This is a genomic window from Bradyrhizobium sp. AZCC 2289, assembly GCF_036924615.1.
Classification (GTDB): Bacteria; Pseudomonadota; Alphaproteobacteria; order Rhizobiales; family Xanthobacteraceae; genus Bradyrhizobium.
In genome coordinates this window covers 3741022-3761034 of sequence record NZ_JAZHRY010000001.1, presented here as the reverse complement: position 1 = coordinate 3761034, position 20013 = coordinate 3741022, and the positions used below count along the sequence as shown (strand labels likewise).

At 63.5% G+C, this 20013-nt stretch carries 16 protein-coding genes; 4 read left to right on the top strand and 12 right to left on the bottom strand.

Annotated features, from left to right (window positions below; translation table 11 throughout):
* Positions 1-61 precede the first annotated feature (61 nt).
* From V1289_RS17980 to lepA, 4 genes are all read right to left on the bottom strand, one after another.
* Positions 62-1234, bottom strand: coding sequence for an acyl-CoA dehydrogenase family protein (locus V1289_RS17980; protein ID WP_334398129.1), 1173 nt, complete (start codon positions 1232-1234; stop codon positions 62-64).
* Between the two features lie 101 nt (positions 1235-1335).
* On the bottom strand, positions 1336-1665 hold the full coding sequence (locus V1289_RS17975; protein ID WP_334398128.1) for a type II toxin-antitoxin system PemK/MazF family toxin: 330 nt from the start codon (positions 1663-1665) through the stop codon (positions 1336-1338).
* Positions 1662-1898 (bottom strand): antitoxin MazE family protein, encoded by a 237-nt coding sequence (locus V1289_RS17970; protein WP_334398127.1) that lies wholly within the window; start codon positions 1896-1898, stop codon positions 1662-1664. The genes V1289_RS17975 and V1289_RS17970 overlap by 4 nt, the downstream gene beginning before the upstream one ends.
* A gap of 89 nt (positions 1899-1987) precedes the next feature.
* The gene (gene lepA / locus V1289_RS17965; RefSeq protein WP_334398126.1) at positions 1988-3799 is read right to left on the bottom strand and encodes a translation elongation factor 4; all 1812 of its coding nucleotides are present in this window, start codon (positions 3797-3799) and stop codon (positions 1988-1990) included.
* Between the two features lie 115 nt (positions 3800-3914).
* Between lepA and V1289_RS17960 the strand changes: the two genes are divergently transcribed.
* Positions 3915-5516: a glycosyltransferase family 39 protein gene (locus tag V1289_RS17960; protein ID WP_334398125.1), complete on the top strand. Its 1602-nt coding sequence runs from the start codon at positions 3915-3917 to the stop codon at positions 5514-5516.
* 98 nt (positions 5517-5614) lie between these two features.
* Here the strand turns inward: V1289_RS17960 and V1289_RS17955 are convergent, their stop codons facing one another.
* The 5 genes from V1289_RS17955 to V1289_RS17935 form a co-directional block, all read right to left on the bottom strand.
* Positions 5615-5941 (bottom strand): HPr family phosphocarrier protein, encoded by a 327-nt coding sequence (locus tag V1289_RS17955; RefSeq protein WP_334398124.1) that lies wholly within the window; start codon positions 5939-5941, stop codon positions 5615-5617.
* Positions 5938-6339 (bottom strand): PTS sugar transporter subunit IIA, encoded by a 402-nt coding sequence (locus V1289_RS17950; protein ID WP_021076632.1) that lies wholly within the window; start codon positions 6337-6339, stop codon positions 5938-5940. The genes V1289_RS17955 and V1289_RS17950 overlap by 4 nt, the downstream gene beginning before the upstream one ends.
* Positions 6340-6471: 132 nt before the next feature.
* Positions 6472-6993, bottom strand: a complete 522-nt coding sequence (locus tag V1289_RS17945) for an HPr kinase/phosphorylase (protein ID WP_334398123.1) — start codon at positions 6991-6993, stop codon at positions 6472-6474.
* Positions 6990-8801: a sensor histidine kinase gene (locus V1289_RS17940; RefSeq protein ID WP_334398122.1), complete on the bottom strand. Its 1812-nt coding sequence runs from the start codon at positions 8799-8801 to the stop codon at positions 6990-6992. The genes V1289_RS17945 and V1289_RS17940 overlap by 4 nt, the downstream gene beginning before the upstream one ends.
* A 97-nt stretch (positions 8802-8898) precedes the next feature.
* The gene (locus tag V1289_RS17935) at positions 8899-9600 is read right to left on the bottom strand and encodes a response regulator transcription factor (RefSeq protein ID WP_016843287.1); all 702 of its coding nucleotides are present in this window, start codon (positions 9598-9600) and stop codon (positions 8899-8901) included.
* 217 nt (positions 9601-9817) lie between these two features.
* On the opposite strand from V1289_RS17935, the gene V1289_RS17930 reads away from it, so the two are divergent.
* From V1289_RS17930 to V1289_RS17920, 3 genes are all read left to right on the top strand, one after another.
* On the top strand, positions 9818-10552 hold the full coding sequence (locus tag V1289_RS17930) for a HugZ family pyridoxamine 5'-phosphate oxidase (protein WP_334398121.1): 735 nt from the start codon (positions 9818-9820) through the stop codon (positions 10550-10552).
* Positions 10553-10648: 96 nt separating this feature from the next.
* Positions 10649-13264, top strand: coding sequence for a CHAT domain-containing tetratricopeptide repeat protein (locus tag V1289_RS17925; protein WP_334398120.1), 2616 nt, complete (start codon positions 10649-10651; stop codon positions 13262-13264).
* A gap of 302 nt (positions 13265-13566) precedes the next feature.
* Positions 13567-15183, top strand: a complete 1617-nt coding sequence (locus tag V1289_RS17920) for a phosphoenolpyruvate carboxykinase (protein WP_334398119.1) — start codon at positions 13567-13569, stop codon at positions 15181-15183.
* A 79-nt stretch (positions 15184-15262) separates the two neighbouring features.
* Here V1289_RS17920 and rocF read toward each other — a convergent pair whose 3' ends face one another.
* From rocF to V1289_RS17905, 3 genes are all read right to left on the bottom strand, one after another.
* Entirely contained in the window at positions 15263-16228 is a 966-nt protein-coding gene (gene rocF, locus V1289_RS17915; protein ID WP_334398118.1) for an arginase, read from the bottom strand.
* Positions 16229-16274: 46 nt separating this feature from the next.
* Positions 16275-17093 (bottom strand): acyl-CoA thioesterase, encoded by an 819-nt coding sequence (locus V1289_RS17910; protein WP_334398117.1) that lies wholly within the window; start codon positions 17091-17093, stop codon positions 16275-16277.
* Between the two features lie 202 nt (positions 17094-17295).
* Positions 17296-19824, bottom strand: coding sequence for a glycogen/starch/alpha-glucan phosphorylase (locus V1289_RS17905; protein ID WP_334398116.1), 2529 nt, complete (start codon positions 19822-19824; stop codon positions 17296-17298).
* Positions 19825-20013: the final 189 nt, after the last annotated feature.

Sequence of the window (20013 nt, the reverse complement as noted above, 5' to 3'; positions counted from 1 at the left end):
TGGTCTCGGTAGCACTGCGGGGAGCGCATGGCCCCGATGCGGTTACCCGCTTGCTTCGGCCTCATCGCGTCGTGGGAGGCGTGGCGAGATTAGCCGAAAGTATTGCCCTGCCGGCATCCTCGTAATGGGTGTCGCGCGCCTGGATCTGCTGCGCGATGGTGTGCATGTCGCGAAAACGGCGTTCGAACTCGTTGGCGGCGAATACCGCGGTAGCGCCGGCCATGTGATAGGCGGTATCGACCACGGCGGCCGATTGATGGATGGTCCAGGTCGCGGCGATGCGGAGCGCGATGCGATGCTCCTCGGTGATGGGCTCGCCGCGCGCAAGCTCGCGCCAGACCTCGGCGGCGGTGGCGTAGAGATAGGCGCGCGCCGCGCGCAGGCTGGCTTCGGTGCGTCCGATCTTGCCCTGCACCGCGTTGTTTTCGCGCATCGCCTTGAGGCCTTGCGGCGTCTTGCCGCGCGACAGCTCGATGGTGGCATCCAGCATGGCGCGTGCGACGCCGAGCGAGGTCGCGGCAAAACCCATGCTGAACACCATGTTGGTGGTGAGCTTGTAGAGCGGTCCCTGCTCGCGCAATGCCGAGGGCACGTCGCGGAGGGCCGCGAATTTGTTCGGAATGAACAGATTGTCGACCGAATAGGAATCGGTGCCGGTGCCCTTCAGTCCGATCACGTCCCAGACGTCGTACATCGTGGCGCTGGTCACCGGAAACAGGATGGTGCGGATTTCCGGCGAACCGTCCGCCTTCTTACGCTGGGTGCCGTCGGCCTCGACGACCCGGACATGGGCCCCCAGCCAGCTCGCCTGCCGGGAGCCGGAGGCAAAATCCCAGCGCGCACTGGCCTTGTAGCCGCCGGGCACCGCCTGCACCTCATGGGCGATCGCACCCCAGGCGAGGATGCCGGGCGCGACATTGAAGATCTCGTTGGCGGCATCGGGATCGAGATAGGCCGCCGTCATGGCGCAGACGCTGCACTGGCCGAGGCACCACGCCGTGGAGGCGTCGGCCTTGGCGATTTCCTCCTGCATCTGCATGAAGGCTTCGAGCGGCGCCTCGGTACCGCCCAAGCTTTTGGGCAGCAGCGCGCGATAAAGCTCGTTCTCGATCAAGGCCTGCGTCACCGCCGGCGTCAGTCGCCGCGTCCGCTCGATCTCGTCGGCGTCGCGCGCGATCAACGGCGCAAGCGCCCGCGCACGCTCAACGAGGTCGAAACCGAGATGCTTGGTCATGCGCGTCCTCGCATTGTTGAATTTTCTGTTTTGGCGCAAATGCAATGGTGGCCTATCCGCGGTTACCGATCAAGACGGGTGGGAATGCCCGGACGGCTTTGTCACCGCGCCAGCCCGAGCACTACCAGCAACGCTCGATCGAGGTGTTCGGATGTTTCCGTATCAATATGGCCGATGACGCTCCGAACCCGGTCACGGCGCAGGGCGATCATCTTGTCCGTCATGATCTGCGAGCGAAGGCGAAGACCGTTTGACGGTGTGGCTTCGATTATTGGTCTGAGCCGCAACTTGTCCTGGAGGTCTGACGATAAGGGACAGATGACGATCGTCGAAAGGTCTTCATTGAATTCGTCAGCCTGTACGATCACTCCGGGTCTTGGTCGTCCTGGCTCGCTTGGAACCACCACCAGCACGACATCCCCGCGCTTCACTTCCAGGCGCTCCAGTCATAAGCCGCCTCGTTCCACGCATCGACGGCATCGTTTTCCGGATGCTGCGCCATCAGCTTAGCCTCCCGGCGGATGGCCGCGAGCACCTTCGGATCGCGCAAATCCGGCACCCAATGCTGCACCGGCCGCAGCCCCTGCGCGCGCAGCCGCTCGCGGCGCGATGCCATGCGCTGTCGCGGGGTAAGGGACTTTGGCTTTTTCGGGGTGGTGGTCATGCTTTGAGCGTAACATGTTACGCTCAAAGTTTCAATTAATTCGGCTGAGCCACAATGGATAGACGCCGGAACTGCAGAACTCCCGTCGCTCAGCTATCCACCTTGAGCGCGGCAATGAAGGCTTCCTGCGGGATGTCGACCTTGCCGAACTGCCGCATCTTCTTCTTGCCTTCCTTCTGCTTCTCCAGAAGTTTTCGTTTACGCGTGATGTCGCCGCCGTAGCACTTTGCGGTGACGTCCTTGCGCAGCGCGCGGACGGTTTCGCGGGCGATCACCTTGCCGCCGATCGCAGCCTGGATCGGAATCTGGAACATGTGCGGCGGGATCAGCTCCTTCATCCGCTCGACCATGGCGCGGCCGCGGCCTTCGGCGCGGGTGCGGTGCACCAGCATCGACAATGCGTCCACCGGCTCGTTGTTGACGAGGATCTGCATCTTGACGAGATCGGCCGGCTTGTAGTCGGTCAGGTGGTAGTCGAACGAGGCATAACCCTTCGAGACCGATTTCAGGCGGTCGTAGAAATCGAACACGACTTCGTTGAGCGGCAAATCGTATTTCACCATGGCGCGGGAGCCGACATAGGTCAGCTCCTTCTGCGAACCGCGGCGGTCCTGGCAGAGCTTCAAGACGCTGCCGAGATATTCGTCGGGGGTCAGGATCGTGGCTTCGATCCACGGCTCATGGATTTCGGCGATCTTGACCACGTCGGGCATGTCGACGGGATTGTGGATCTCGATTTCCTGGCCGTCGGTCAGATGCATTTTGTAGATCACGCTCGGTGCGGTCGCGATCAGGTTGAGATCGAATTCGCGCGACAAGCGCTCCTGGATGATCTCCAGATGCAACAGCCCGAGGAAGCCGCAGCGGAAGCCGAAGCCGAGGGCGGCGGAGGTTTCCATCTCGAATGAAAAACTCGCATCGTTGAGGCGCAGTTTGCCCATCGCGGCACGCAACACTTCGAAATCGTTGGCATCGACCGGGAACAGGCCGCAGAACACCACCGGAATGGCCGGCTTGAAACCCGGCAGCATGTCGGTGACCGGCTTGCGGTCGTCGGTGATGGTATCGCCGACGCGCGTATCCGCGACTTCCTTGATCGCGGCGGTGATGAAGCCGATCTCGCCGGGGCCGAGTTCGTCGACCTGCGTCATCTTCGGCGTAAAGAAGCCGACGCGCTCGACGTCATAGGCCGCATCGGTGCCCATCATGCGGATGCGGCTACCCTTCTTCATGGTGCCGTCGACCACGCGGATCAGCACGACGACGCCGAGATAGACGTCGTACCAGCTGTCGACTAGCAGCGCCTTCAGCGTCGCGTCGCGGTCGCCCTTCGGCGGCGGCAGCCGCGTGACGATCGCCTCCAGCACGTCGGGGATGCCAATGCCGGTCTTGGCCGAGATCATCACCGCATCGGCGGCGCTGATGCCAATCACATCCTCGATCTGCTGCTTGACCTTGTCGGGCTCCGCCGCCGGAAGGTCGATCTTGTTGAGGACCGGCACGATCTCATGACCCGCGTCGAGCGCATGGTAGACATTGGCGAGCGTCTGCGCCTCGACGCCCTGGCTGGCGTCGACCACCAGCAGGGAACCTTCACAGGCCGCCAGCGATCGCGAGACCTCGTAGGCGAAGTCGACATGGCCCGGCGTGTCCATCAGGTTGAAGATGTAATCCTTGCCGTCCTTGGCGTGGTACTTCAGCCGGACGGTCTGCGCCTTGATGGTGATGCCGCGCTCGCGCTCGATGTCCATGGAATCGAGCACCTGTTCCTTGCCCGCCATTTCGCGATCCGTCAGGCCGCCGGTGGTCTGGATCAGGCGGTCGGCCAGCGTCGATTTGCCATGGTCGATATGGGCGACAATGGAGAAGTTGCGGATGTTGGAAATGGGAGTGGTGGTCATGGGGCGCGGGATAGCATTGGTGCCCCCAAGCGGCAACCATATTGCTGTATTTTAAGGGGCTATCTTCACGCCAAGCTGATTCCACTGGTGCGGAAAACGCGCTACGCACAGGGCCATGTCGACTGCATCAATTTTGCCCGCCGGCGCGCGCGCGAACCGCAAACTGTCCATCCGGCGGCTGGCGGCGTGGCTTGCCGCGCACGCCAGCGATCCCAGAGCCGCCCTGTGGCTGGTCACTGGCTTCGCCGCGGTCCATGCCGCGCTGTGGACGGTGATCCTGGTCAATCTGAAGACCGGCCAGGACATCCATATGGACGTCGCGGAAGCGTTCGGCTGGGGTCAGAAGTTCCTGCTTGGCTACGGCAAGCATCCGCCGCTGTCGGGATGGGTCGCCGGCGTCTGGTTCAGGATCTTTCCGGTCGCCGACTGGGCGACCTATGCGCTGGCGATGGCAACGCTTGGCTGCGGCCTCGTAATCTGCTGGCTGATCGCGCTGCGCGTGGTCGACCACCGCCGCGCGTTCCTCGTCGTCGTGATGCTCGCGCTGTATCCGATCTTCAACTTCAAGGGTTTCAAGTACAATCCGGACCTGCTGCAGCTGGTTACGCTGCCGCTGGTGGTGCTGGCCTTTCTGGATGCGTTCGAGAAGCGCAGTGTGAAATCCGGACTGTGGCTTGGGCTTGCCGGCGCGCTGGCGCTGATGACCAAATACTGGGCGCTGACGGTGATCGGCGCGGTCGGCCTTGCCGCGCTGATCCATCCCGCACGCCTGCAGTTCCTGCGCTCGCCGGCGCCGTGGGTTGCGATCGCGACGCTTGCGGTGGCGATGATCCCGCATTTCACCTGGCTGATGCAGGTGAACTTCGCCCCGCTCACCTATGCCGGTGAATCCTATTATTCGATCGCCGACCGCACCGAAATCAACAATCTCGCACTGGGGTATATCGGCCATAATCTCGCGCTGCTGGCGTTGCCGGTGGCGCTGGCGGGCCTTGCGCTGAGCTGGCCGTCGCGATGGCGGAAATCGTTCGCGTTCTGGTCGCGCGGGGCCAATTCCGGCGTGCAGACGTCGCAGGCCCTCAATGTCTGGGTCATCCAGGCCGTGCTCGCGATCGGGCCGCCGCTCGGCGCGGTGATTTTCCAGATCTACATCAAGACCGATTGGGGCATCCCGCTGTTCTTCCTGGTGCCGCTGGCGCTGATCGCTGTTCCGCGGTTGCGCGTGCGGCAGATCGCGCTGCTCCGGATGGTGGCGAGCTGGTTCCTGCTCACGCTCGCGGTGCTGGCGGCCTCGCCGAAGATCGTCGCCTACGAAGTGAGCCAGCATCGCAATGAGGGTGCGAGTTTCCGCGCACGCTCCGAACTCGCCCGTGAGCTGACCACGGAGTGGCACGCGCGGTTTCATTCGCGGTTGCCCGTGGTCGCGGCCTATGACGATATCGGCCAGCCCGTCACCTTCTACAGCCCCGATCATCCGGCCGCGCTGACGCCGGACGAGCCATGGTCGTCCGGCCTGACCTCGCTCGATGAAGCCAAACGATCGGGCTTTATCGGCATCTGCGAAGCCGGCGACTGGAAGCTGGAAAAATGCGAGGCGTGGATGAAGCAGCATGCGGCCAACGGCGAACGCATGGTGATCACGACCCGCCGGTTTTTCCACGGGACCGCAGGTGCCGCCACCGCCTGGAACGTCATCGTGGTGCCGCCGGCCAAATAGGCGAGGCTTAGGCGATCAACGAATCCGTTTTAGGCAAAACGTCTTCGAGCGAAATGGTTGCCGGTACGCGTGAAGAAAACGCGTCAAGCGAAGAAGGATCACGTGCCTTCTTCGTTGAACTTGCCGGCGACGAGCTCGGCAATCGCATCGACCGCGGCCTGGGCTTCGGGGCCGATCGCGGAGACCACGACCGATGTTCCCGGTCCCGCGGCCAGCATCATCAGTCCCATGATCGAGGTGCCGCCGACGGTCTCGTTGCCGCGCGTCACCCAGACCTCGGCGTTGAAGCGCTCGACCATCTGCACGAATTTTGCAGAAGCCCGCGCGTGCAGGCCGCGTTTGTTGATGATGAGAAGTTCGCGGGAAACGGCGCCCGCAGGCACGCTCGCCCCGACTGCATTTTCGGGGGAGGCTTCGTCGCTCATTTGCCGGCGAGAACGCGGCTGGCGATGGTGACGTATTTGCGGCCGGCTTCCTGGGCCATGGCGATGGCGTCGGGAAGCGACCGCTCCTCGCGCACCTTGGCAAGCTTGACCAGCATCGGAAGATTGATGCCTGCGAGCACTTCCACTTTCGGGCGGCTCATACAGGAAATCGCCAGGTTCGAGGGCGTGCCGCCGAACATGTCGGTAAGGATAGCGACGCCATCGCCACTATCGACGCGGTTGACCGCCTCAATAATGTCGCTTCGACACAAATCGGAGTCGTCCTCGGCCCCAATCGTGATGGCTTCAATTTGTTTCTGCGGACCCATAACGTGTTCGAGCGCTGCCCTGAACTCGTCGGCAAGGCGCCCATGGGTCACAAGCACTAGACCAATCATCGGAAACTCCTCGCGGGTGCTTTTTGGTGCACCGCACGAACGCGCCACTTTGACCATCCAGAGCCCCCGCGCAAGAGGGGATCTTGGCTAATCTCCCGGAATTCGCTGTTGGAAAGGGGAGCCTGCGCCGGTCTATTCGGTCGCAATAGTGGGGCTGATATGGTTACCAAACCCCTTCAAACAATCCTCCATATGGTTACCGGAAGATGAACTCTCAGTTGTCGTCAGCGCGGCGACAACCAGCGGAAGGGGTGCGAAGCCCATCCCAACGAGGATTCGCGGTAATAAGACACCATTTAGGCGGGTCTGGAGCGCTTCGGGCGGCGGCAGCCGTTCCGCGTCTGCGGCGTCAAGATCCACCACGAGGGCCACCACAGCCTCACGGACGACGTCGCAGCGACGGATGCCGAGCCCCCGAATCTCGATCAGCCCGGCCAATTCCGGCACTGGCCGAACCACCAATTGTCCGCCAACTGTGTCGAGATAGACACGGTCATCGCCGACCAGGATGGCCGGCGGAACCTGCCCCGCGCGTCCGGCCAGGATCAGATCGAACGCCAGCCGGGACTTGCCGGCGCCTGAGGGACCGCGGATCAGCACGCCACGATCACCGACCAGGACGGCCGAGGCGTGCACGCTCGCCTCCGGCGTCATGGCGCCGGCAGCCTGACCACGAAACGCGCGCCCGAAACCGTAGGCCCGCCCTCGGCATCCGCGGGGCCGGCGCGATTTTCCGCCCAGATTCGCCCGCCATGCGCTTCGATGATCTGCTTGGAGATTGAAAGCCCGAGCCCCGAATTCTGGCCAAAGCCCTGATGCGGCCGGTCGGTGTAGAAGCGCTCGAAGATGCGCTCCAGCGCATGCTCGCCAATGCCCGGCCCGTCGTCGTCGATCACAATCTCGATTTCCGATCGCACCCGGCGGCAAATGATGCGGACCTTGCCGCCCGCGTTGGAAAACGACCGCGCATTGGACAGCAGATTGGAGATCACCTGCCCAAGCCGCGAATCATGGCCGGGCACCGAGAAGGTGTCGGTCGGGGTTCGGCCCTCGAAGCGCACATCGACGGCGACGCCGTCGTGGCCGAGCCGCGTTTCGTTGGCGACCGATGTCAGTGTGGTCAGGAGCCGGCGCAGGTCGACCGGCGTCATGTCCTGCCGCTGCAGTTCGGCATCGAGGCGGCTGGCGTCGGAGATGTCCGAGATCAGCCGGTCGAGCCGCTTGACGTCGTGCTCGATCACGGCGAGCAGCCGCGCGCGGCTGTTCTCGTTGCGCGCCAGCGGCAGCGTTTCCACCGCCGAGCGCAGCGACGTCAGCGGATTCTTCAATTCATGGGCGACGTCGGCGGCGAACATCTCGATCGCCTCGATCCGGCTATAGAGCGCGTTGGTCATGTCGCGCAGCGCGCCGGAGAGATGGCCGATCTCGTCGCGGCGGCGGGTGAAATCGGGAATTTCGACACGGGTCTGGATGCGGCGGCGGACCCGCTCGGCACCGTCGGCAAGCCGTCGCACCGGGCCGGCGATCGTGCTCGCGAGCAGCAATGACAGCACGATCATGACCGCGGAAGCGACGCCGCCGACCTTCAGGATGGCCAACCGCTCGGCGGTCACCATCTGGTCGATTTCGTCGCCCTGGGTCGAGAGCATCAGCGCGCCCCGGATTTCGCGGGATCGCTGCACCGGCACTGCGACCGACACGATCACCTCGCCGCGCGCGTTGACGCGCACCATGCTGCGCTTCTGGCCGCCCAGCGCATCCGCGACTTCCTGGTAGCCGTTGCCGTTCTCCGGCCCGAGTTCGCGATACAGCGGCAGATCGCCCCGATTGAGCCAGAGGCGAATGGCGATCATCGTTCGCTCCGCGAGGCCCGGCTTCTCCGAGGACGGCGGCGGCAACGGCAAGCTCCACACGATTTCGAGGCTGCGGCTGTCGAGGATCAAGCCTCCGTCGCCATCGAAGATCCGCGCGCGGGTCTTGGTCGGCAGAATCAGCGTCTTCAACACCGGCGCGACGCGCTCCGGATTGATCGAGAAATTGAGGCCGGAATACTCGTCCGGCGCGCGATAGACCTCGCCGGGCTTCAGGTCGAGCAGCCGTTCGGGATCGATGGTGATGGTGTTGGTCTGAACCGTGGCGGATGCCGCGATCGCGCCCGCGATGATCTCGGCCTGCACCAGCAGGCTCTGCGCGCGCGCGTCGATCAGGCCGGCGCGGAATTGCGAGAGATAGAGAATGCTCGCCACCAGCGCCACGAGGCCGGCCAAATTGAGCGAGACGATGCGGCGGGTGAGGCTGGAGAAGGACAGCGCGAAGAAGAACTGGCCGGCGCGGCGCAGCCAGCCGAGCGGCCGCCGCCAGCCCTTCTCGGGCAGGCTGTCGTCGGCAACGTGGTCCCCATCGAGGTGCGGGAAAGCATCCTCGTTGGTCAGGCTCGCGTCAGGCTGCGTTCGATCTAGCAATGGCCAAAACTGCCCGTTGTCTCAAATATATCCCGCGTGCGCGCTGCTCTCGTATCCTACCCCAGACGCGCGGACGCGCCAGTTCACACTGCGCAGATCAGGCTTCCTTGAAGCGATAGCCGACGCCGTACAGCGTCTCGATCATCTCGAAATCGTCGTCCACCACCTTGAACTTCTTGCGCAGCCGCTTGATGTGGCTGTCGATGGTGCGGTCGTCGACATAGACCTGGTCGTCATAGGCCGCGTCCATCAGCGCATTGCGGCTTTTCACCACGCCGGGCCGTGTCGCCAGGGCCTGCAGGATCAGGAATTCCGTTACCGTCAGCGTCACCGGCTCGTTCTTCCAGGTGCAGGTGTGACGCTCCGGATCCATCCGTAACAGGCCGCGGTCCAGCGCCCTTGCGTCCGGCTCCTTGGGAGCGGCGGTCGGATCCTTCGGCTGGCCACGGCGGAGCACGGCTTTGACGCGCTCGACCAGCAGGCGCTGCGAGAACGGCTTGCGGATGAAATCGTCGGCGCCCATCTTGAGGCCGAACAATTCGTCGATCTCCTCATCCTTGGAGGTGAGAAAAATCACCGGCAGATCGGATTTCTGCCGCAGCCGCCGCAGCGTCTCCATGCCGTCCATGCGCGGCATCTTGATATCGAGGATCGCAAGATCCGGTGGTGAGGTGCGGAAACCGTCCAGCGCCGAGGCTCCATCCGTATAGGTCATGATGCGATAGCCTTCGGCTTCGAGCGCGATCGAGACGGATGTCAGAATGTTGCGGTCGTCGTCGACCAGGGCGATTGTGGGCATGAGCCTGCTTTCAGATCAGAGAGTGGCTTAAACGGCGGGCAATTCAGCTATGCGCCGTATAAATGGGCTTCCTACGCGGTCAACGAGCAATGCAAGCTGGGCTGAAGTGTGACCGAGTTCCGCAAAAACGGTTCTGCGGGTGATGCGTTCTATCCCATATAGCACCCTCAAGGCCTGAGAAAAGGCCCTTTTTGCAATAAGATGGCTGATTGGAACCATGCAACCGCCCCCCGATTTTAACGCTTCCAGGCTGGCCCGCTCGCTGCTCCGGCGCAGCCGGCAGGGGGCGCTGGCGACCCTGATGGTTGGCAGTGGCGACCCCTATTGCTCGCTGGTCAATGTCGCCAGCCACGCCGATGCGTCACCGATTCTGCTGATTTCGCGGCTGGCGCTGCACACCAGGAACATCATTGGCGATTCCAGGGTGTCGCTGATGCTCGACGAGCGGGCCGCGGGCGACCCGCTGGAGGGTGCCCGGATCATGCTGGCGGGCCGGGCCGAGGAGGCCACGGGCGATGAAGCCGCGTTGTTGCGCCGGCGCTACCTCAACGCCCATCCGTCGGCGGAAGGCTTCGCGGACTTCAAAGATTTCTCTTTCTTCCGGATCGCGCCCTCCGGCGCCCATCTGGTCGCCGGTTTTGGGCGGATCGTCGACCTCAAACCTGGGCAGTTTTTGACCGATATTTCGAACGCGGAGGCGCTGCTGGAAGCCGAGCCGGGCGCGATCCAGCACATGAACGAGGATCACCGCGAGGCGATGAACCTCTATGCGACAAAACTGCTCGGCGCCGACAGCGCCGACTGGACATGCACCGGCTGCGACCCCGACGGGATGGATATGCAGGCCGGTGCAACAACATTGCGGCTGGATTTCCCGGAACGGGTGACCGGGCCGGGCGAGTTGCGGAAGATGCTGGTCAGGCTGGCGGGTGAGGCCCGGGCCAAGGACTAGCGGATCATCGCAGGCGGATTGAACGGGCAGGTAGGTTTCCGCGACTTAGTCGATGCCGGCGCGCGTCGCGGCGGTTAACCAACGCAAGTCGGCAGGATGAAACCGCGCAATCGATTACGTCTTGTGCTGTGGCTCGCGCTGATCGCGAGCACCGGCTTCAGCGCGCCGTCGTCGGCGCAAAAAGGCGAGACGGCGGCACTCAGCGCCAAAATCGCCGAGCTCAGCCGGGCCGGAAAATATGCCGAAGCAACCACGCTGGCGCGGCATCAGCTGGAAGCCCTGGAGAAGACCCGCGGTCCCCTTGATCGCGATGTCGCAGGCGCGCTGAACAATCTGGCGGATCTCTATGGCCACCAAGGCAGGGACGCCGAGGCCGAACCGTTGCTCAAGCGGTCGATCGCCATCCTGGAGCAGGCGGCCGGTCTCGACTCATCCGCGATGGCCCCTGAATTGAACAATCTGGCGGCGCTGTACCAGCGACAGGAGCGCTATGCCGAGGCCGAACCGTTGTTCAAGCGGGCGCTGACGCTGCGCGAAAAATCGCTTCCACAAGACCATCCCGATGTCGGGCAGTCGCTAAACAATCTAGCGACGCTGTATGAGAAGCAGGGGCGCCACGCCGATTCCGAGCCGTTGTTCAGGCGTGCGCTTGGGATCTACGAAAAAGCGGCTGGACCGGAGCATCCCGCGGTCGCGACGCTGCTGAACAATCTCGGCCAGGTCGACAAGGCTGGAGGCCGCTACGCCGAGGCCGAGCCGCTGATCAAGCGGTCGCTTGCGATCCGCGAGAAAGTGCTCGGCCGCGATCATCCCGATGTCGCGCGTTCGCTGAACAATCTGGCGGACTTTTATGAACGGCAGAGCCGTTACGCGGATGCCGAGCCGCTGTATCAGCGCGCGGTGGCGATCCGCCAAAGCGCGCTCGGCGCCGATCATCCGGATCTTGCGATGTCGCTGAACAATATGGCCTCGCTCTATCAGGCGGAGGGACGCACGGCCGATGCATTGCCGATCGTGGAACAGACGATCGCGAACGGACGGGCTCAGCCGCGCGTCGCGCTCGCCGTGTTGTTGTCGGCGCAGCAGCAACAATTGATGCCGGCCGAAAAGGCGCTCGACGATGCGCTCAACGCGGTCCAGCGCGGCACCCAGTCATCGGCCGCTTCCGCCGTGAACAAGCTGGCGGTGCGGCTGGCGGCCGGGACCGATCGTCTCGCGCAACTGGTGCGCAGGGATCAGGACCTCGCCGCGGAGGCGGAAATGCTCGACAAGGCGATCATTGCAGCGGTGTCCAAAGAGCGGTCGAAGCGCGATGTCGCGGCCGAGCAGCGGAGCAGGGAACGCCTTGCCGCTGTTTCCGCGGAACGTGCGGGTCTGCAAAAAACCTTCGCGGCCGAATTCCCCGACTATGCCGCCCTGTCGAATCCGCTGCCGATGACGGCGAAGGAGATTCAGGCGCTGTTGTCAGGCACTGAGGCCATGGTGCTGTTCTCGGTCACGGAAAAGGAAAGCTATGTCTTTGCGATCACGCAGGACGCGTTTGACTGGAAGTCCGTTCCGCTCGGCGCCGAGGCCTTGTCGCAGAAGGTTGCGCGGTTCCGCCACGGCCTTGATGTCAGTCACGCCAGCGATGCGTCCGGCAAGTCCGGACTGTTCGATCTGGCGCTTGCCAACGAGTTGTATGCGACCCTGCTGGGTCCGGTCGAGGCGCTGGTCAAGGACAAGCGGAGTCTGCTGGTTGCGCCCGCGGGCGCGCTGACGGCGCTGCCGTTCCATCTGCTGGTGACGGAAAAACCCGCGGCGGCGATCCCGGAAACACTCGATGGCTATCGCGACGCTGCCTGGCTGCTGAAGCGGCAGGCGGTGTCGGTGCTGCCCTCCGTCGCGAGTCTGAAATCGCTGCGCGTCGTTGCGCACCGTGCTCAAAGCACAAAACCGATGACCGGTTTCGGCGATCCGCTGTTCAACCCGTCGCCGGAGGGCACTGGTGATAATCGCGCCGCCGCCAAACCGGGTGCCACCAAGTCTGCGTCCCGGGCGCTGGTGACATCGGCCTATACCGACTTCTGGCACGGCGCCGGCGTCGACCGCGCCAGGCTCGCGGCAGCCTTGCCGCAACTGCCCGACACCGCCGACGAACTCAAGGCGGTCGCAAAAGATCTCGGCGTTGCCGCCGGCGATATTCATCTGGGCAGCGACGCAAGCGAAACCACCGTCAAGCGCCTGGCCCTCGCCGATTACGGCATCATCTATTTCGCGACCCATGGCCTCGTCGCCGGCGACGTAAGGGGTGTCGGCGAACCGTCGCTGGTGCTGAGCCTGCCGAAACAACCGAGCGAACTCGACGACGGCCTGCTCACCTCGAGCGAAGTCGCGCAATTGAAGCTCAATGCCGATTGGGTGGTGTTGTCCGCGTGCAATACCATCGCCGGCGACAAGCCCGGCGCCGAAGCGCTGTCGGGTCTCGCGCGATCGTTCTTCTATGCCGGTGCAAGAGCATTGCTGGTCTCGCACTGGTCGGTCGATTCGGAAGCGGCCACCCGCTTGACCACCTCGACCTTCGATCGTCTCAAAACCGATCCCCGGCTCGGCCGCGCCGAGGCGCTGCGTCAGGCCATGCTGGCCTATCTCAACGATGCCTCATCGCCCAGGAATGCCTATCCGGCGTTCTGGGGTCCATTCGCCCTCATTGGCGAAGGAGCGCCCCGTTAAGCATTCAATGGTGCGCCGCAATAAAAGATTTGGCGGGAGCGCGACTGATCGTCGCCATGACAGCGCTAACATCGTCAAAATACCTTGCGGATCAGCCTCCGCGCTGCAGCAAAAATTGATCCAGATCAAAGCCATGGCCGGAATATACCAAAACGCACGGGATCGGCTTGGCAAGCGCGGCGTTCATCAGTATTAGGTCGCCGGACCATGGCCGGAAGGCTATATTCACAGGGTCACCGCGACACAGGCGCGTTTGGCGGCATTCGCGCGATCGAGATACGCGGGTTCGAGGAGGATTCTTCGTGCAAGAGACGGGCGTGCATAACGGTGCCTTTGGCGCCGACAAATTCGGCTTAAAAAATCTTGGGGGCGTGAACTGGAACTTTGGCGCGCCCCAGCTTTACGAGCACGCGCTGCGTGCGGGCGAAGCCGTGGTCTCGGCCGATGGCGCGCTCTGCGCCGATACCGGTGTATTCACCGGCCGCAGCCCGAAGGACAAGTTCACGGTTCGCGATGGCTTGACCGACAAGAACATGTGGTGGGCCGGCAACCAGTCGATCACCTCGGACCAGTTCGCCACGCTTTACGCCGACTTCCTCAAGCACGCCGAAGGCATGACGCTGTTCGCGCAGGATCTCTATGGCGGCGCCGACCCGAGCCACCGCATCAAGACCCGCGTCTTTACTGAATTGGCCTGGCACTCGCTGTTCATCCGCACGCTGCTGATCCGCCCCGAGGCGTCGGAACTTGAAAGCTTCGTACCGGAACTGACCATCATCGACCTGCCGAGCTTCCGCGCCGATCCCAAACGTCACGGCTGCAAATCCGAGAACGTCGTCGCGATCGATTTCGCCCGCAAGATCGTCCTGATCGGCGGGTCTTATTATGCCGGCGAGATGAAGAAGAGCGTGTTCACGACGCTGAACTATTATCTGCCCGAAAAGGGCGTGATGCCGATGCACTGCTCGGCCAATGTCGGCCCCGACGGCGACAGCGCGATCTTCTTCGGCCTGTCGGGCACCGGCAAGACCACGCTCTCGGCCGACCCGAAGCGGACGCTGATCGGCGACGACGAGCATGGCTGGGGCGAGGACGGCATCTTCAATTTCGAAGGCGGCTGCTACGCCAAATGCATCAAGCTGTCGAAGGAGGCCGAGCCCGAGATCTATGCCGCCAGCAAGCGCTTTGGCGCGGTGCTGGAAAACGTGGTGCTCGACAAGAACACCCGCGTGCCCGACTTCGACGACGGTTCGAAGACCGAGAACACCCGTTCGGCCTATCCGCTCGACTTCATCCCAAACGCCTCGCGGACCGGCCGCGCCGGTCACCCCAAAAATGTGGTGATGCTGGCGGCCGACGCCTTTGGCGTGATGCCGCCGATTGCCAAACTGACGCCGGCGCAGGCGATGTATCATTTCCTGTCCGGCTACACCGCAAAGGTCGCGGGCACCGAGCGCGGCTTGGGCTCCGAGCCGCAGCCGGAATTCTCGACCTGCTTCGGTTCGCCGTTCCTGCCGCGCGATCCTTCCGTCTACGGCAACCTGCTGCGCGAATTGATCGCCAAACACAATGTCGACTGCTGGCTGGTCAACACCGGCTGGACCGGCGGCAAATACGGCACGGGCCGCCGCATGCCGATCAAGGCGACGCGGGCGCTGTTGACCGCAGCGCTCGACGGCTCGCTGCGATCAGCCGATTTCCGCACCGACAAGTACTTTGGCTTTGCGGTGCCGACCTCGCTGCCCGGCGTCGAGCCGCACATCCTCGATCCCATCAAGACCTGGGCTGACAAGGCCGAGTTCGACAAGACCGCCCGCGCGCTGGTCGGCATGTTCCAGAAGAACTTTGCCAAGTTCGAATCCCAGGTCGACGCCGAAGTCCGCGCCGCCGCGCCGGAAGTGAAGCTCGCGGCGGAGTGAGGCTGCGAACGATTCCATGACTTCAATCAAAGGGCGGCCGATCAGGCCGCCCTTTTCTGTTTCGGCGACGACCTGACCGTTAGTCCGGGAAGACCGCGTTGCTCGGTGTCGGCCGGTCGGTGATCTGCAGCCCGAACAGGCTGCCGATCAGTTCCACCGCGACCCGCGCGGTGCGGCCGCGTTCGTCGAGGAACGGATTGAGTTCGACGATGTCGACCGACCGCACCAGTCCGGAATCATGCAGCAACTCCATGATCAGATGGGCTTCGCGGTAGGTGGCGCCGCCCGGGACCGTGGTGCCGACACCCGGTGCGACCGCCGGATCGAGAAAGTCGACGTCGAAACTGACATGCAGAACGCCGTTCCGCGCTTTCACGCGTTCGATCACGCGCCTTATCAACACGCCGACGCCGTGCTCGTCGATCGCGCGCATGTCGGCCATCGCGATCGGACGATCGCGAATGAGCTTCTTTTCCAGCGGGTCGATCGAGCGGATGCCGAACAGATCGAGCTGGTCGGGCGTGATGGAGGCGCGGGGCTGGTCGCCGAGCAGGCCGTCGAGGCCGGGTTCGCCGCACAGGAACGCGGCCGACATGCCGTGCATATTGCCGGTGACGGTCGTCGCCGGCGTGTTGTAGTCGGCATGGGCATCGAGCCACAGCACGAACAGCGGCCGGCCCTTCTCCTGCCAGTGGCGCGCGACGCCGTTCACCGATCCCATCGACAGGCTGTGATCGCCACCCATGAAGATCGGGATGGCGCCGGAACGGGCCAATGCAAAGGAACGCTCGCCGAGGATCCGTATCCAGGTCTTCACTTCTTCATAGAATTTGGCATTTGCCGGTGGCGGCCCGTCCGACGACACCCCCGATATTGCGAGATCGCCGTGATCCTCGACGCAGAATCCCAACTGGTCGAGCACCCGCGCGATGCCGGCGGTGCGCAGCGCCGCCGGCCCCATCAGCGTGCCCGCTTGCGAGGAGCCGATTTCGATGGGGATGCCAAGCAGGGCGATGCGGGGATGTTTGGCGTCGGGTTCGGACATCAGGTGTCTTTCAAAGGCCGAACAACGGCGTCGCCGGTATGTTCCGCTACGCCTTGAAATACGCGATCTGCGTCGTGGTGGCGAGCAGGCGTCCGGACGGTGACCACAATTCGCCGTTCTGGTCGCCGTAAGACTTGTGGAAAATCTTGGCGTCGGCCACCGCGAGCACGCGCGTGATGTCCTCGGCGGCGAGATCGACGGCATCGGCGTGAAAATAGGTCGTCAGCGATACCGTGCCGAACGGCACCAATGTGCGCCGGGCGTGAAAGACGCGGCCGAAGAACGCGTCCGACATCGCCACCAGTGACAGCGCGTCGATTTTCCGCGGCACGCGGTCGCCGATCCATAATTTGGAGTAGGCGTTCGGCGGCGCCGATGTCGGCGTGCCCTCGAAATTCGGTTCGCCCTCGACGAAGCGAAAGTCGTATTGCTTGACCCAGGCCGCCGCGACTTTTGCGTAAGGCAGCGTCTGCTCGTACGGCTTCGCGCCCGGAAACGGCGCCTGCGGGTGCGACCATGACGGCCGTCGTTCGGCGAACACCGCGGTGGCAAGCGTCGCGACGTCGCTACCGCCCTGCGTCATCTCAACGCACCAATGCTGTGTCGAGCGGTTGGCCTTCACCAGCCGGACGTCGAGATCGAAGGCGCCCGCCGCGATCGGCGCGCAGTAATTGACGGTGAGCGACAGCGGATCGCCCGATCGTTGCGGATGGTCGATCAGCGCCCGCAGGATGGTGGCGGCGGTGGCGCCGCCGAACGGGCCGACAAAGGCCCAGTAATCCTCGCTGGTCTTTCCCTGCCAGCGGCTGTCGCCGGCGGTGACTTGCGTGGCGTCGTCGAACAGGTGTGGGGTTTTGGTGAGCATGGATGTTCTTCGGTTTTGAGAGACGCGGTGCGGTTGACGCAAATTCCGTCATTGCGAGCGAAGCGAAGCAATCCATCGTGCCGCAAGCGGAGGAATGGATTGCGTCGTCGCTACGCTCCTCGCAATGACGTGGATGCAGTATCGCGGTAATTGCGTTGAATTCAATGACGTTGGAGGTAGTGGATTTCCACTCGCCGGAATTCTATCGCGTCGCCCCGCGCTGCGCGCCCGGCTCCTGCAACAATCGCGGCGAGGCCGGATGTACCGGCACGTTCCAGATTTCCTCGGCATATTCGCGGATGGTGCGGTCCGAGGAGAACCACGGCATTCGCGCGACGTTGAGGATCGAGGCGCGCGTCCAGGCCGGCATCACCTGCCAGCGCGCGTCGATGCCGCGCTGGGCGTCGTAGTAGGAATCGAAGTCGGCGCTGACCATGTAATGGTCGAGATAGCGCAGCGCGTGCCCGATCGATTGGAACCGGGTGCGGTCGTCGGGCGAGAAGGCGCCGCTCTCGATCGCACTGATCGCGCGCGCCAGCCGCGGCGAGCGGCCGATCACGTCGCTGGCGTCGAGCCCCTGCTTGCGCCGTATCATGACGTCGCCGGCCTCCATGCCGAAGATCGCGATGTTCTCCTCGCCGACATGATCGCGGATTTCGATATTGGCGCCGTCCAGCGTGCCGATGGTCAGCGCGCCGTTCAGCGCCAGCTTCATGTTGCCGGTGCCGGAGGCCTCCATGCCCGCGGTCGAAATCTGCTCGGAAAGGTCGGCGGCGGGAATGATCATTTCGGCCAGGCTGACATTGTAGTCGGCGAGAAACACGACCTTCAGCCGTCCGGCGATGTCGGGATCGTTGTTGACGATCTCGGCGACGTCGTTGATCAGCTTGATGATCAGCTTGGCGTAGCGATAGCTCGCCGCCGCCTTGCCGGCGAAGATTTTTACCCGCGGTACCCAGTTGCGCTGGGGTTCGTCCTTGATCGCCTGATACAGCGCGACCGCCTCGAGGATATTGAGCAGCTGCCGCTTGTATTCGTGGATGCGCTTGATCTGGACGTCGAACAGCGCCGACGGATCGACCATGATGTTGTTGCGCTCGGCGATCAGCCGCGCCAGCGCCAGCTTGTTCTGATGCTTGACGTCGCGGAAACGCTGCTGGAACGAATTGTCGCTGGCGCGGGCTTCGAGATGTTCGAACCGCGAGAAATCGTCGAGCACGGCCTCGCCGCAGGCCTCGCGGATCAGGTCGGTCAGCCCCGGATTGGCCAGCATCAGCCAGCGGCGGAAGGTGATGCCATTGGTCTTGTTGGTGATGCGTCCCGGATAAAGATGGTTGAGATCGTTGAATACGGTCTCCTTCATCAGGTCGGAATGCATCGCCGAGACGCCGTTGATGCGATGCGAGCCGACGAACGCCAGTTGCCCCATCCGCACCCGGCGGCCAGACTTCTCGTCGATCAACGACACCGAGGCCCTGAAATCGATGTCGCCGGGACAGCGCTGGTCGGCCAGCGCCAGATGCGCGACATTGATGCGGTAGATGATCTCGAGATTGCGCGGCAGCAGCCGTTCGAACAGTTCGACCGGCCAGGTCTCGAGCGCCTCCGGCAGCAGCGTGTGGTTGGTATAGGACAGCGTCGCCACCGTGATCTTCCACGCTTCGTCCCAGCGGAAATTGTGCAGGTCGACCAGGATGCGCATCAGCTCGGTGACGGCCAGACTCGGATGGGTGTCGTTGAGCTGCACCGCGACCTTGGACGCCAGGCTGCGCAACTGCCCGTCGGCGGCAAGGTGCCGCTTGACCAGATCCTGCAGCGAAGCGGAGACGAAGAAATATTCCTGGCGCAGCCGCAGCTCGCGGCCCGCGGCACTTTCGTCATTCGGGTACAGGAACTTGCAGATCGATTCCGCGCGCGCTTCCTCGGCGACCGCGCCGAGATAATCGCCGGAGTTGAAGATGTCGAGCTTGAGCGGGTCAGGCGCGTGCGCCGACCACAGCCGCAGCGCGTTGACGTGCTGGCCGCGCCAGCCCACGATCGGCGTGTCATAGGCCATGGCCTCCACGGTTTCCGCCGGATGCCAGGTCGCGCGGTCGCGGCCGCGGTCGTCGCTATGTTCGACATGGCCGCCGAAGTGGATGTTATAGACCACCTCCGGCCGCTGGAATTCCCAGGGGTTGCCGCAGCCGAGCCACTCGTCCGGATATTCGTGCTGCCAGCCGTGCGCGATGATCTGGCGGAACAGGCCGAAATCGTAACGGATGCCGTAGCCGATGGCGGGAATCGCCAGCGTCGCCATGCTCTCCATGAAGCAGGCCGCGAGCCGCCCGAGACCGCCATTGCCGAGCGCGGCATCCGGCTCGCATTTGCGCAGCTCGCCAAGGCCGACGCCGAGATCGCCTAGCGCCGCCTCGAACACCTGCAGCAAACCCATATTGTTCAGTGCGTCGGTGAACAGCCGGCCGATCAGGAATTCGAGCGAGAGATAATAGACCCGCTTGCGGCCCTCGTCGTAGCTCTGCTTTTCGGCCATCAACCAGCGGTGCACGATGCGGTCGCGCAACGCCAGCGCCGCCGCCTTGTACCAGTCGCGTTTGGTCGCCATGCCGGCGTCCTTGCCGATCGCCAGCCGCAGCTTGGTGAGGATCGCGCTTTTGATCTCGGCCAGCGCCAGCTCGTCGATCGGCTGGTTCAGCGCGGGATGGCTTCCTGGGAAAGATTGTTCTTGCACTGCGTCAATCCTGACAGTGGGAGTTACTCAATGATACGCGTCTTGCACCGCAACCGAAACCGCCCAAGGGATTGTTGTACACATACGCAGGTATGATTTTATGCAAGGACCGGGCCGATTTGCGGCCTCCGCGTGGCGCGGCTTTGGTGATAACATCACGTTCGAAAGCCAAGGGATATCCACGGGATC

What these genes read in the sequence shown, in the direction of transcription:
- lepA (WP_334398126.1), bottom strand. Translation starts at nt 3,799, where the DNA reads ATGACCACCACTCCCATTTCCAACATCCGCAACTTCTCCATTGTCGCC.
- V1289_RS17930 (WP_334398121.1), top strand. Translation starts at nt 9,818, where the DNA reads ATGCAACCGCCCCCCGATTTTAACGCTTCCAGGCTGGCCCGCTCGCTG.
- V1289_RS17935 (WP_016843287.1), bottom strand. Translation starts at nt 9,600, where the DNA reads ATGCCCACAATCGCCCTGGTCGACGACGACCGCAACATTCTGACATCC.
- V1289_RS17955 (WP_334398124.1), bottom strand. Translation starts at nt 5,941, where the DNA reads ATGAGCGACGAAGCCTCCCCCGAAAATGCAGTCGGGGCGAGCGTGCCT.
- V1289_RS17950 (WP_021076632.1), bottom strand. Translation starts at nt 6,339, where the DNA reads ATGATTGGTCTAGTGCTTGTGACCCATGGGCGCCTTGCCGACGAGTTC.
- V1289_RS17980 (WP_334398129.1), bottom strand. Translation starts at nt 1,234, where the DNA reads ATGACCAAGCATCTCGGTTTCGACCTCGTTGAGCGTGCGCGGGCGCTT.
- V1289_RS17970 (WP_334398127.1), bottom strand. Translation starts at nt 1,898, where the DNA reads ATGACCACCACCCCGAAAAAGCCAAAGTCCCTTACCCCGCGACAGCGC.
- V1289_RS17925 (WP_334398120.1), top strand. Translation starts at nt 10,649, where the DNA reads ATGAAACCGCGCAATCGATTACGTCTTGTGCTGTGGCTCGCGCTGATC.
- V1289_RS17960 (WP_334398125.1), top strand. Translation starts at nt 3,915, where the DNA reads ATGTCGACTGCATCAATTTTGCCCGCCGGCGCGCGCGCGAACCGCAAA.
- V1289_RS17945 (WP_334398123.1), bottom strand. Translation starts at nt 6,993, where the DNA reads ATGACGCCGGAGGCGAGCGTGCACGCCTCGGCCGTCCTGGTCGGTGAT.
- V1289_RS17910 (WP_334398117.1), bottom strand. Translation starts at nt 17,093, where the DNA reads ATGCTCACCAAAACCCCACACCTGTTCGACGACGCCACGCAAGTCACC.
- rocF (WP_334398118.1), bottom strand. Translation starts at nt 16,228, where the DNA reads ATGTCCGAACCCGACGCCAAACATCCCCGCATCGCCCTGCTTGGCATC.